Source organism: Actinomadura sp. NPDC047616 (assembly GCF_040642915.1).
GTDB classification, from domain to species: Bacteria; Actinomycetota; Actinomycetes; order Streptosporangiales; family Streptosporangiaceae; genus Spirillospora; species Spirillospora miaoliensis.
The window spans coordinates 380,774-393,768 of the sequence record NZ_JBEYTB010000007.1 but is presented as its reverse complement, the minus strand read 5'-3'; the positions used below and the strand labels follow the sequence as shown (position 1 = coordinate 393,768).

The 12,995-nt window shown below is 72.5% G+C and carries 10 protein-coding genes; 7 read left to right on the top strand and 3 right to left on the bottom strand.

Annotated elements, in window-relative coordinates; all coding sequences use genetic code 11:
• Positions 1-115 precede the first annotated feature (115 nt).
• The 3 genes from ABZ801_RS19600 to ABZ801_RS19590 form a co-directional block, all read right to left on the bottom strand.
• On the bottom strand, positions 116-1,651 hold the full coding sequence (locus tag ABZ801_RS19600) for a glycoside hydrolase family 43 protein (protein ID WP_360699444.1): 1,536 nt from the start codon (positions 1,649-1,651) through the stop codon (positions 116-118).
• Positions 1,648-4,020 carry a glycoside hydrolase family 3 N-terminal domain-containing protein gene (locus ABZ801_RS19595; RefSeq protein WP_360699442.1) on the bottom strand — a complete coding sequence of 791 codons (2,373 nt, stop codon included), beginning with the start codon at positions 4,018-4,020 and terminating at the stop codon, positions 1,648-1,650. Before ABZ801_RS19595 ends, ABZ801_RS19600 begins: the two co-directional genes overlap by 4 nt.
• A gap of 187 nt (positions 4,021-4,207) precedes the next feature.
• Positions 4,208-5,230 carry a LacI family DNA-binding transcriptional regulator gene (locus ABZ801_RS19590; RefSeq protein ID WP_344956492.1) on the bottom strand — a complete coding sequence of 341 codons (1,023 nt, stop codon included), beginning with the start codon at positions 5,228-5,230 and terminating at the stop codon, positions 4,208-4,210.
• Between the two features lie 268 nt (positions 5,231-5,498).
• On the opposite strand from ABZ801_RS19590, the gene ABZ801_RS19585 reads away from it, so the two are divergent.
• Genes ABZ801_RS19585 through ABZ801_RS19555 form a run of 7 tightly spaced genes read left to right on the top strand, consistent with a single transcriptional unit; the run spans position 5,499 to position 12,807 of the window.
• On the top strand, positions 5,499-6,782 hold the full coding sequence (locus tag ABZ801_RS19585) for an extracellular solute-binding protein (RefSeq protein ID WP_344956493.1): 1,284 nt from the start codon (positions 5,499-5,501) through the stop codon (positions 6,780-6,782).
• Positions 6,783-6,790: 8 nt separating this feature from the next.
• Positions 6,791-7,780: a sugar ABC transporter permease gene (locus ABZ801_RS19580; protein WP_344956494.1), complete on the top strand. Its 990-nt coding sequence runs from the start codon at positions 6,791-6,793 to the stop codon at positions 7,778-7,780.
• A complete protein-coding gene (locus ABZ801_RS19575) occupies positions 7,777-8,634 on the top strand; it encodes a carbohydrate ABC transporter permease (protein ID WP_360699439.1) in 858 nt (285 codons plus the stop codon). The genes ABZ801_RS19580 and ABZ801_RS19575 overlap by 4 nt, the downstream gene beginning before the upstream one ends.
• 6 nt (positions 8,635-8,640) lie before the next feature.
• The gene (locus ABZ801_RS19570) at positions 8,641-10,098 is read left to right on the top strand and encodes a glycoside hydrolase (protein ID WP_360699437.1); all 1,458 of its coding nucleotides are present in this window, start codon (positions 8,641-8,643) and stop codon (positions 10,096-10,098) included.
• Positions 10,095-11,216: a Gfo/Idh/MocA family oxidoreductase gene (locus ABZ801_RS19565; RefSeq protein WP_360699435.1), complete on the top strand. Its 1,122-nt coding sequence runs from the start codon at positions 10,095-10,097 to the stop codon at positions 11,214-11,216. The genes ABZ801_RS19570 and ABZ801_RS19565 overlap by 4 nt, the downstream gene beginning before the upstream one ends.
• Positions 11,213-12,091 carry a PmoA family protein gene (locus ABZ801_RS19560; protein ID WP_360699433.1) on the top strand — a complete coding sequence of 293 codons (879 nt, stop codon included), beginning with the start codon at positions 11,213-11,215 and terminating at the stop codon, positions 12,089-12,091. The genes ABZ801_RS19565 and ABZ801_RS19560 overlap by 4 nt, the downstream gene beginning before the upstream one ends.
• A complete protein-coding gene (locus tag ABZ801_RS19555; RefSeq protein ID WP_360699431.1) occupies positions 12,085-12,807 on the top strand; it encodes a cupin domain-containing protein in 723 nt (240 codons plus the stop codon). The genes ABZ801_RS19560 and ABZ801_RS19555 overlap by 7 nt, the downstream gene beginning before the upstream one ends.
• Positions 12,808-12,995 lie beyond the last annotated feature (188 nt).

The window sequence follows — 12,995 nt, the reverse complement described above, 5'->3', positions numbered from 1 at the left end:
CGAAGCGTTTCGACACGGTCAAGGAAAGCGCCCGCCGGGCGGCAACTTTCACCCGGCCGCCGCGCGATCCCGCAGGTCGCCGGGCGACCGCCCGGCGACCACAGGAAAGGGCCGCTCAGGGCTCGCCGTCGAGGGGCGAGTACTCGAACCAGTCGAAGTCGGCGAACCGTTCGGGGTCGGGACCGGACGCGAACATGCCGACGTAGACGCCGGTGAACCCGCCCGCCGTCTGGGTGTTGAGGAACCGCCCGTCGAACGGTTCGCCCAGGGGCTCCCAGGCCCCGGGCCGGGTGGCGAAGCGCGCCTGGTACTCCTGCCCGTGCGCCTCGAACCCCAGCCAGAGCCGGTGCGGGACGGAGGTGTGCTCGGCCAGCACCGTGTCCCGGCCCTGCTCGCGGCGCACGAGCCGCAGCCCCTGCGCGGTGGACGCCAGGACCACATGGAACTCGTGGTTGAGCACGAGCGCGAGCCCCGCCTGTTCCTCTTCGTGCTCAGGCGTGAACTGCATGGCCGCGTACGCGGCGAAGTCCATGTGCTGCTGCCGCCGTCCGACGAACGACGGATTGGCCAGATCGGCCAAAGTGTGGCGGCGCAGCCGCAACCGCAGGTGCCCGGGGCGGTCGGTCAGGCTCCACCACTGTTCGCGCGGGGTGCGCAGCATGTTCCAGTACGGCGCCAGGTCCGGGGCGTCGAAGTGGTCGCATGCCGGGGCGGCGGGCCAGCGGTGCTCGGGGAGCGACGGCGCGTCGTGGACGGCCTCCACCGGCCCCGCCACGGGCCAGCCGTCCTCCCAGCGGACGGGCGTCAGGAACGTCTCGCGGCCCAGGTTGCAGTAGTAGCCCCCGTAGGGACGCCAGGCCAGCAGCACCATCCACCATTCCCCGTCGGGGGTGTCGACCAGGTCGGCATGGCCCGTCCCCACGATCGGGTGGCCCCGCCCGAGGTGCCGGTGCGTCAGCACGGGGTTGCGCGGGTTCCCCTCGTAGGGGCCGGTGACGGCGTCGGAGCGGGCGACCACCACCGCATGGTCGTGGAAGGTGCCGCCCTCGGCCGTCACCAGCATGTACCGGCCGTCGACCTTGTAGAGGTGGGGCGCCTCCGGCCAGATCGCCTGCCTGACCGCGCCCTCCCAGATCACGTGCTCGGGCCCGGTCGGCCGCAGCGCGGCGGGGTCGAACTCCCGCAGCAGGATCTGGCACTCGTCGTTGAGCTCCCCGGTCGTCTTCGGCCGGGTCTCGGTGAACCACACCCGTCCGTCGTCGTCGAAGAACAGCGACGGGTCGATCCCCTTGCCCTCCAGCCAGGTGGGCTCCGACCACGGCCCGGCCGGGTCGGTCGCGGTCACCACGAAGTGGCCCGGCCCGTCGACGAGCGTGCACACCACGTAGAACGTGCCGTCGTGGTGACGGATCGTCGGCGCGTACAGCCCGGCCGAGGGCCGGATGCCGTCCAGGTAGAGCTGCGACGGCCGGTCCAGGACGTGCCCGAGCTGCCGCCAGTGCACCAGGTCGCGGCTGTGGAACACCGGCAGGCCGGGAAACCACTCGAACGTGGACGTCACCAGGTAGAAGTCGCCGCCCACGCGGCAGATCGACGGGTCGGGGTTCATCCCCGGCAGGATCGGGTTGCGAAACCTCTTCGGCGCGCTCACAGCGGGGTCACCTCCACCGGGACGGTCATCACGCGATCGGCGCCGAGCACGCGACGCGGCCCCTCCAGGGTGAACGAGCCCCGCAGCGGAAGGTCCTCACTGGACCGCCCCACCAGCACCTCCACGACTCCCGGCTCCACGACGCGCGTCAGGTCGCACCCGGTGAACGAGGTGCGGTCGGCGTGCACCGTGAACTCCACCCGTACGGCCCGCCCCGGTTCGATGCGCGTCTTCGCCCATCCGGCCAGCCAGCGCGTGGGCCGGACCACGGACGACACCGGGTCGGCCAGGTACAGCTGGACGACCTCCGTGCCGGCCCGTTCCCCTACGTTGCGGACCACCGCGCTCACCCGTACCGACCCGTCGGTCGCCGCGACGGGGTCGACGGTCAGCTCCTCGTAGGCGAACGTCGTCCAGCTCAGCCCGTGCCCGAACGGGAACAGCGGCGTGGAGTCCACCGTGCTCCACTGGTGCGGGGAGTCCAGGCGGGAGCGCAGGTACACCACCGGGGCGCCGTACGGCCTGCGCGGCATGCTCACCGGGAGCCGCCCCCGGGGCTCGGCGCGCCCGGTCAGGACCGCCGCCAGGGCCGCGCCGCCCTCCTCCCCGGGGAAGAACGCCTGCACGACCGCCGCCGCCCGTTCCGCGATGGCGCCCAGCGCGTACGGGCGTCCCGACAGCATCACCACGACGGTGGGCGTTCCCGTGGCCAGGACGGCTTCGGCGAGTTCGGCCTGACGGCCCGGCAGCGCCAGCGTCTCGACGTCGCAGCCCTCGCCGGAGGTGCCGCGCCCGAACAGCCCGGCCCGGTCGCCGAGCGCCAGCACGCACACCTCGGCCTCCCGGGCGGCGGCGACGGCGGCGGCGATCTCGGTGTCGTCGGCCCCCAGCACGTCGCCGCCCGGCACGACCCGCAGCTCGGCGAACTCGCCGCGCAGCGCGTCGGCCAGCGTCGGGAACTCCACGCCCAGCGGCAGGTCCGGGTCCGACCGGCCGACGTGGTTGGGGAAGGCGTAGCAGCCCATCATCCCGTACCGCTCGTCGGCCAGCGGCCCGACCAGGGCGACCCGCGCGTCCGGGCGCAGCGGCAGCGTCCCGTCGTCGGCCAGCAGGACGACCGACTCCTCGGCCAGCCGCCGCGCCAGCTCGCGGTGCGCGGGCGGGTCGAACACCGGCGCCCCGTCCGCGGCCGGGACGAAGACCGGCACCCCGTCCGCGGGCTCACCGTCACCGGGCCCGTCCAGCAGGCCGAGCTCCGCCTTGAGCGTGAGGACGCGCGACGCGGCCCGGTCGAGCAGCTCCTCGGGGATCTCGCCCTTGCGCACCGCCTCCACCAGCGGCTCGCCGTAGCAGCGCACCGACGGCAGCTCCACGTCGATGCCGGCCGCCAGCGCGCGCGCCGCCGCCTCCTCCCGGGACCCGGCCACCCCATGCCGCGACTGCAGGAACGAGACCGCGAAGTAGTCGGACACCACCACGCCGGTGAAGCCGAGCTCCTCGCGCAGCAACCGGGTCAGCAGCCATTCGCTGCCCGACGCGGGAACCCCGTCGATATCGGTGTAGGAGGGCATGACCGACCGGGGCCGGCCCTCCCGCAGCGCCATGACGAACGGTTCCAGCAGCACGTCGGCGACCTCGCGCGGCCCGGCGGCGGTCGGCGCCATGTTGCGCGCGTCCCGCGACGCCGAGTACCCGGCGAAGTGCTTGAGCGTGGCGACGACGCCGCCGCTCTCCAGGCCCTTGACGTAGGCGGTGCCGAGGGTGCCGACGAGATACGGGTCCTCGCCGATGCACTCCTCCGTCCGGCCCCAGCGGGCGTCGCGCACCACGTCCAGCACCGGCGCGAACCCCTGGTGGACGCCGACGCGCCGCATGGACGCCGCGATGGCGGCGGCCATCTCGCCGACCAGCCCGGGGTCGAAGCTCGCACCCCACGCCGGCGGGCTGGGGAACACGGTGGCCTGCCAGGTCATGAAGCCGGTCAGGCACTCCTCGTGCGCGATGGCGGGCAGCCCGAACCGGTTGGCGGAGACGACCACGCGCTGCAGTTCGCGCAGCCGGGCGGCGCCCTCGGCCGGGGCGACCGGGGCGGTGCCGAACACCCGGGTCAGGTGCCCCAGGCCCCAGCGGGCCTGCTCGTCCAGCGTCAGGGCCCGGTCGCCGGGCATGGGCTCGTCGGCGTCGTCCTCGCGCGGCGACACCGGCTCCCCGGGCTCGGCGGGCAGCGCCCAGAACGAGCCGAGCTGACCGGCCTTCTCCTCCACGGTCATCCGGGCCAGCAGGTCGGTGACGCGTTCGGCGACCGGCAGCCGGGGGTCGCGCCACGGGGGGCTGGCCACGGGCGCGTGCTGCGGCAGCGCTTCGGTCATGAGTCCTCCAGGAATGCAGGGGCGCGCCGGCGCCCGCGGGCGCGACACGGCGGGACGGGGCGGGCTGCGGCGGTCGGGGGCGGGCGGCAGGGGACGAGCGCTCGAACGGCGGCGGTCGAACGCGTCGGACGGGCAGGGACGGGAGCCGCGGAGGCGGCGGGCGGATGGCCGGATCCGGACTGCGCGGTCAGGCGGTCGGGGGCGGGGCGGTGGAGTGCCGCACGCGCAGCTCCGTGGCCAGCTCCACGCGCGGGCTGAGCAGCGGGCGGCCGTCCAGCAGCTGCAGCAGCTTGCTGGCGGCGGTGCGGCCCATCTCCTCCAGCGGCTGGCGGACGGTGGTCAGCGGCGGCGACATCCACTCGCACGTCGGCAGGTCGTCGAAACCGACCACGCTGAGGTCCTCGGGCACGCGCAGCCCGGCCTGGCGGGCGGCCTCGTAGGCGCCCATGGCCTGCTCGTCGCTGCCCGCGAAGATGGCGGTCGGCCGGTCCGGCAGCGCCAGCAGCTCGCGGGTGCGGGCGAAGCCGCCGCGGTGCCGGAAGTCGCCGTAGCGGATCAGCTGCCGGTCGACCGCGACGCCCGCGCGTTCCAGCGCGGTGCGGTAGCCGTCCACCCGGGCCTGGGTGCACAGCATGTCGGCCGGGCCGCCGATCATCGCGATCCGGCGGTGGCCGAGCTCCAGCAGGTGCTCGGTCGCGGCCAGGCCGCCCGCCCAGTTGGTGGCGCCGACGCTGGCGATGTCGGCGTCGGGCAGGTTGACCGGGTCGACCAGCACCAGCCCGACCCCGGCGCGTTCGAGCTGGCGGCGCTGCTGGCGGGTCATCCGGGAGGTCACCAGGATCACCCCGTCGCTGTGGTGCAGGGCGGGCAGGTTCTGCCAGCTCGGCGGGCGGGCGTCGTCCTCGCGGACCAGGGAGACCACCACGCCGATGCCGCGCTCGGCGCACTCGGCCTCCACCCCGCGCAGGATCTCCACCGCCCACGGGCTGTCCAGCCCGGCCAGCACCAGGTCGATCAGCCCGGACCGGCGGGCGCGCCGCCCGCCGCCCGGCCCGGCGTAGTTGTGCGAGCGCAGCAGCTCCTCGACCCGCTCGCGGGTCGCCGGGGCCACGTCGGTGCGGCCGTTGAGCACCTTGGAGACCGTGGCGGGGGACACCCCGGCCTCCGACGCGATCAGCGCGAGGGTGGGACGGGACGGCTGGTCGGACATGGACGCTCCTCCCCGATGGACGATTGCGAACAGTATCGCAATCTTTCGGGGCCGGATAGCCCCATTTGCCCGCCTTTCCCTTTCGCCGGAATGAGGTCTTGACCATAAGAAGGGGCTTTCTTAGAGTTCCTCGGCAACACCACCTTCCGCAGCATTTCGAAAAGTTTCGAAGGCGGCCGGCGGCGACCCGCCGATCCGTCCGTCTCGATCCGTCCGTCTCGATCCCCTGACGACACCCCCAACCCACCCCGAGCCCAGGAGGACTCCGATGGGCACCGCACCCCTCTCGCGCCGCACGTTCCTGGCCGCAGCCGGACTGGCCGGACTGTCCGCCCCCCTCCTCAGCGCCTGCGGCGGCGGCTCCGGCGGCTCGTCCGACAAGACCATCGAGTGGTGGAACATCGCCACCACCGATCCCGGCAGGACGCTGTGGCCGCAGGCCGTGAAGGAGTACCAGGCCGCTCACCAGGGCGTGACCATCAAGCAGAACTCGATGGAGAACGACGCCTACAAGTCGAAGATGACCGCGCAGACCGCCTCCGGGAAGCTGCCCGACATCTTCCACACCTGGGGCGGCGGCGTGCTCAAGCAGCAGGTCGACGCGGGGCTGGTGCGGGACATCACCGACGACGTGGCGCCCTGGATCAACAACCTGTCGCCGGTCGCGCGGCAGGCGTACCAGTTCGACGGCAAGACCTACGCCATTCCCTACGACGTCGGCATGGTGGGGTTCTGGTACAACAAGGCGCACTTCGAGAAGGCCAAGATCGAGGCGCCCCCCGCCACCTGGGCCGAGTTCCTGGAGGCCGTCCGCAAGCTCAAGGCGGCCGGCGTGGCCCCGATCGCGCTGGCCGGCAAGGAGAAGTGGCCCGGCCACTACTACTGGGCCTACCTGGCCATCCGCGTCGGGGGAGTGGCCGCCGTACAGCAGGCCGCCAAGACCAACGACTTCGGGAGCGACCCGTTCGTGCAGGCCGGACGGCACCTGAAGGAACTGGTCGACCTGCAGCCGTTCCAGACCGGCTTCCTCGGCGCCAGCTACCCGTCGACCGACGGGCAGGCCGCGCACATGGCCAACGGCAAGACGGCCATGGAGCTGATGGGCCAGTGGGCGCCCAGCGTGCAGAAGGACATGGGCAAGGGCCTCGGCGACGACCTCGGCTTCTTCCCGTTCCCCGCCGTGGAGGGCGGCAGCGGCGCGGTGACCGAGGTGTTCGGCGGCGGGGGCGGCAACGCCGTCGGCCGCGACGGGTCCGACACCGCCATCGACTTCCTGAAGTTCTTCGCCTCGGTCGAGAACGACCGCAAGCGCGTCGCCTCCGGCGGCTACCTGCCGATCACCAAGGGCGCCGAGACCGCGCTGAAGGACCCCAACCTGCGGACGGTGTGGGAGACGCTGAACAAGGCGACCGGCTTCCAGCAGTTCTTCGACCAGGCGTTCCCGCCCGCCGTCGGACAGGAGGTCAACGACCAGGTCGCCGCCCTCATCGCCGGCAAGGCCACGCCCGAGCAGGTCGCACAGGCCGTCACCCAGGCCGCCAAGGGGCAGTGAGCGAGCCGATGGCCGTATCGGTCCGCAAGTCCCCGCCCGGCCAGGACGCGGCGGCGCTGCCCGCCCGGCACCGCCGCGTCCGGCGCGACCGGCGGCGCCTGCGCGAGCGGGCGACGATCACGGCGTTCCTGCTGCCCGCGCTGGCGCTGTTCGCCGCGCTGGTCATGGTGCCGATCGTCTTCGCCCTCTACACCAGCCTGTTCCGCTGGGGCGGGTTCGGCTGGCCGGACGAGTTCGTCGGCCTGGAGAACTTCACCAAGCTGTTCCAGGACGAGGTGTTCCTCGGCGACCTGTGGCGCGGGTTCGTCCTCATCGCGCTGTCGATCTGCGTCCAGCTGCCGTTCGCGCTGTCCATGGCCGTGCTGCTCAACCAGCGGCTGCGCGGCCGGGCGTTCTACCGGCTGCTGTTCTTCGCGCCCTACGTCCTGTCGGAGGTGATCACGGGTGTGCTGTTCACCATGATCTTCTCCCCGGACACCGGGCTGGCCGACCACATCATGGACGCGGTCGGGCTGGGCGGGCTCGGCATCACCTGGTTCGCCTCGTCCTCCACCGTGCTGTTCACCGTGTTCCTGGTGATGACGTGGAAGTACTTCGGCTTCCACATGATCCTGTACCTGGCGGGCCTGCAGAGCATCCCCAAGGACGTGCTGGAGGCCGCCTCGATCGACGGCGCGGGCGCCTGGCAGCGGTTCCGGCACGTCACCCTGCCGCTGCTCGGCCCCACCATCCGGATCAGCGTGTTCCTGTCGGTGATCGGCGCGATCCAGCTGTTCGACCTGGTCTGGGTGATCACCGCGGGCGGGCCGGTGCACTCCTCGGAGACCATGGCGGTGACGATGTTCCAGTTCGGCTTCAAGCGCTACCAGGTCGGCTACGCCAGCGCGATCAGCGTCGTGATGTTCCTGATCAGCTTCGTCTTCGCCCTCTTCTACCAGCGCTACGTCCTGCGCCGCGACCTGGAGGGCGCCGTCACCAGCATGCGAGGCCGCCGATGACCCCGACCGCACCGTCCCGCGCCCCCCGGCTGTGGTCCCGGATGCGCGGGCTGTCCATGCACGCGATCATCTGGGTGGTCGGGGCGATGATCGTCGTCCCGCTGCTGTACGGGCTGGTGTCGGGCTTCAAGAACACCAGCGAGCTGTCGAGCAACCCGTTCGGCCTGCCCAGGGAATGGGTCACCGCGAACTACACCGGGCTGCTGGCCTCCGGTTCGTTCTGGCGGCAGATCTTCAACAGCACGGTGATCGCGCTGGCCACGGCGCTGGTGACCGTCGCGGCGTCGGCGCTGGCGGCGTACGTGTTCGCGCGCTTCGCCTTCCGCGGCCGGGAACTGGTGTTCACGCTGTTCACGATCGGGCTGATGTTCCCGTTCGCGGTGGCGATCCTGCCGCTGTTCATCATGCTGCGCACCTTCGGGCTGCTGGACAACCCGCTCGGCGTGATCCTGCCGCAGGCCGCCTTCGGCCTGCCGATGACGATCATCATTCTGCGCGGCTTCTTCCGGAACGTGCCCGGGGAGCTGGAGGAGGCCGCCATCATCGACGGCTGCACCGCGTTCGGGTTCTTCTGGCGGATCCTGCTGCCGATGGCCCGGCCCGCGCTCGCCACCGTCTCGGTGCTGGCGATCGTGACGAGCTGGAACAACTTCTTCCTCCCGCTGCTGGTGTTCACCGAGCAGGACTGGTGGACGATCCCCGTCGGCGTCCAGCAGTTCAAGGGGCAGTACGCCCAGGACACCGCCCGCATCCTGGCCTACGTGGTGCTCGCCATGGCGCCCGCGCTGGCCTTCTACGCCGTTGCCGAACGCCAGCTGATCGGCGGTCTGACCGCCGGCGCGACGAAAGGCTGAACCACGATGGCCAAGCGAACGGACCCGGCCGCCATGCCCGGCGGGCGCCGCCCGACCGGGCGTGCGCGCCGGATCGTCACCCTGGTCACGGCCGCCGCCTGCCTGGGCGCCCTGACCGCCGTCCCCGCCCGCGCCGCCGACATCACCGGCAGCGTCCGCTTCTCGGCGCGGCTGCAGCCGATCGACGGGTTCGGCATCTCCCAGGCGTTCCAGCGGGCGTCCCTGATACGCGGCGCCCGCGGCCTGTCGCCGGCCAAGAGCCGCGAGGTGCTGGACCTGCTGCTCAGCAAGGACAAGGGCGCCGGCCTGTCGATCCTGCGGCTGGGCATCGGCTCGTCGGCCGACGACGTCTACGACCACATGAAGTCGATCCAGCCGGTCGACCCCGGCGGTCCCGACGCGCCGCCCAGGTACGTGTGGGACGGCGACGACGGCGGGCAGGTGTGGCTCGCCAAGGAGGCCGCCAAGTACGGCGTGAAGCGGTTCTACGCCAACGCCTGGAGCGCCCCCGCCTACATGAAGGACAACGGCGACGACGCCAACGGCGGCGCCCTGTGCGGCCTGTCCGGGACCGACTGCGCCAGCGGCGACTGGCGCACGGCGTACGCGAACTACCTCGTCCAGTACGCCAGGTTCTACAAGCGGGAAGGCATCCGCATCAGCGACCTGGCCTTCACCAACGAGCCCGACTACACGGCCACCTACGCGTCCATGCGGTTCACCCCCGCCCAGGCGGTCGAGTTCACCAAGATCCTCGGCCCGATCGCCAGGAAGGCCGGGCTCGGCGTGATCTGCTGCGAGCACACCGGATGGATGGGGCAGATCGACTACACCAAGGCGATCGAGGCCGACCCGCAGGCGCGCAGGTGGATCAGCACGTACACCGGCCACCGCTACTCCAGCGCGGCCGACGCGCCGATGCCCACCACGAAGCGCACCTGGATGTCGGAGTGGTCGCCCAACGGAGGCACCTGGAACGAGAACTGGGACGACGGCAGCGGCTATGACGGCATGACCGTCGCCGAGGACATCCACCACACCCTGACCAGCGGCAACGGCAACGGCTACGTGTACTGGCTCGGCGCCTCGCTCGGCGCGACCCGCGCTTTCATCCAGCTCGCCGACCCCGGCGACTCCTACCGGGTGTCCAAGCGGCTGTGGGCGATGGCCGCCTACAGCCGGTTCGTCCGTCCCGGCGCGCACCGGGTCCGGGCCACGGCGACCGACCCGGCGGTGAAGATCACCGCGTTCCGCAACGCCGACGGCTCACGCGTGGTGGAACTCCTCAACACCGGCGCAGCCACCCGCGCCGACCTCGCCCTCGACCAGGCCGTCCGCCGCCCCGCCGGCTACGTCACCGACTCGGCCCGCTCGCTGACCCCCGCCGACGTCGCCACCGCCAAGGGCGGCCGCCTGTCGGTCGACCTGGCCCCGCGCTCCCTCACCACCGTGGTGATCCGGTGAGCGGCGGACGCAGGGTCAGGGTCGCGATCGTCGGGACGGGCGGCATCGCGCGCATCTGCCACATGCCCGCACTGCGCGCCGAACGCGGCCGCGCCGAGGTCGTCGCGGCCATGGACGTGGACGCCGCCCAGGTCGGCACCTTCTGCGCCGAACACGACATCCCCGCCGGCTACACCGACCTCGACCGCATGCTGGAGGAGACCCGCCCCGACCTCGTGCACATCTGCACCCCGCCCGCCGCGCACGCCGCCCAGGTGATCACCTGCCTGCGCGCCGGCGCGTGGGTGCTGTGCGAGAAACCGCCGTGCCTGTCGCTGGCCGAGTACGACACGATCACGGCGGCGGAGGGGCCGGACGGCCCGTACGCGGCCATCGTCTACCAGCACCGGTTCGGCTCGGGTGCGCGGCGGCTGGGCGCGCTCGTCGACGTCGGCGCGCTGGGCCGCCCCCTCGTCGCCCAGTGCGTCACCACCTGGTACCGCGACCAGGACTACTTCGACGTCCCGTGGCGCGGCCGGTGGGACACCGAGGGCGGCGGCCCCACCCTCGGCCACGGCGTCCACCAGATGGACCTCATGCTCGCGCTCCTCGGCGACTGGGCCGAGATACGCGCGATGGCCGGCCGCCTGGACCGCCGCGTGGAGACCGAGGACGTGTCCATGGCCTCGGTGCGGTTCGCGTCGGGCGCCATGGCGACGGTGCTCAACAGCGTCCTGTCGCCACGCGAGGAGAGCTACCTGCGCTTCGACTTCACCGACGCGAGCGTCGAACTGCGGCACCTGTACGGGTACGGCGACGGCGACTGGGTCTACACCCCCGCACCGCACGTGCCCGCCGAGACCGCCGCCGCCTGGACGGCCCCCGGCGCCGAGATCCCCAGCTCGCACCTGGCCCAGCTCAGCGCCCTGCTCGACTGCCACGAACGCGGCGAACGCCCGCCCACCAGCGGCGCCGGCGGCCGCCGGGCCCTGGAGTTCGTCACCGGCCTCTACAAGTCGGCGTTCACCGCACGCCCCGTCACCCGCGCCGAACTCACCCCCGACGACCCCTTCTACCACCACCTGCACGGCGACGTACCGGGCTGGGCGCCCCAGGCCGCGGCGGAGGCGGTGTCGTGAAACTGGAGCACTCGGCCGACGCCCTGTCCGTCCTGGCCGGAGGCGTGGAACTCCTCCGCTACGTCTTCCGGCCCGACATGGACCCGTTCGAGGGGCCCAAGCCCTACCTGCACCCGGTGCGCACCCTCGCCGGGGACGTGGTCACCGCGTACCGCCCCCACGACCACCGCTGGCACAAGGGCATCCAGATGACCGCGTCCCACGTGTCGGGGGAGAACTTCTGGGGCGGCGGCAGCTACGTCCGCGGCAAGGGCTACGTGGACCTGCCCAACGTCGGCACCATGCGGCACGAGGAGTTCACCGAGATCGCCGCCGACGACGACCGCGTGCTCATCGCCGAACGCCTCACCTGGCACACCCAGAGCGGCCGGCACTGGATCGACGAGAACCGCACCCTCACGATCCACGACGTGGCCGACGGCGCGTGGTCGCTCACCTTCACCACCTCACTGCGCAACGTCCGCGACGCCCCCCTCACCTTCGGCAGCCCCACCACCAACGGACGCGAACTGGCCGGATACACCGGGCTGTTCTGGCGCGGCCCCCGCCCGTTCACCGGCGGCGAGATCGTCGCGTCCGACGGCCGGGGCGGCGAGGCGGTGATGGGCGAACCGGGCCCGTGGCTGGCCTTCGTCGGCCGGCACGACGAGGTCGACCGCGCCTCCACGCTGCTGTTCGTGGACCCGCCCGGGGCGCGCACCCGCTGGTTCGTGCGGTCCGGCCCGTTCGCCGCCGTCAACCCGTCCTTCGCCTTCCACGACGAAGTGGTCCTCGACGCGGGTGACACCCTGGACCTCGCACATCGGATCGTGATCGCCGACACTGCATGGGACCGCGACCGCATCGAGGCACACGCGAAGGAACAGACATGGTGAGCACCTTCCCCGGCGGCGTCGGGGTCTCCGGGCTGAGCGTCTACGACTGGCCCACGGCGGACGGGCTGTGCGGCGGCTCCCCGCACGTCCACCTGACGTGCGCCGAGTCGTACGTCGTGGTCGGCGGCGCCGGACGCGTGCAGACCCTCAACCACAAGGGTTTCACCGAGACGCCCCTGACCCCCGGCACCGTCGTGTGGTTCACCCCCGGCACCGTCCACCGGGCCGTCAACGACGGCGACCTGCGCATCGTCGTCGTCATGCAGAACAGCGGCCTGCCCGAGGCGGGCGACGCGGTGTTCACCTTCCCCGCCGAGGTGCTCGCCGACCGCTCCGCCTACGACCGGGCCGCCGCGCTCGCCGACGGCGCCCACGTGCACGCGACCAACGAGGAGTCGGCGCGGCGCCGCCGCGACCTGGCCATCGAGGGGTTCCTCGACCTGCGCCGCCGGTTCGAGTCCGGCGACCAGGCGGCCCTGGACGACTTCTACACCGCCGCCGTCCGCCTCAAGTCCGACCGGTTCGACGAGTGGGAACGCCGCTGGCGCTCGGGCGCCCTGGCGTCGGCCGAACGCACCGGCGACAACCTCGCCGCCCTGCGCGCGGGAGATTTCACCCATCTCCGCGACGCCGAACTGCACCACCACCCCGCCCCCGCCCCCGACGACCGCCGCCTGGGCATGTGCGGCCGCCTCGACGTCTACGACCTCACCTGACTTTCATCCCCGGCCACCCCCGCCCCGTGGCCGCCGGAAGGTACATCCGGCCCCGCCTTCCGGCGGCCACGGCCCCTCCCGCGTGAAAGATTCCGCTGACACGCCCCGGACGGCAACCTCGCGCGTGCGCTGGACGACCACGGGCGTGAGGGCCCACCCCCCGAAAGGCCCTCACGAAAGGAGCCCCC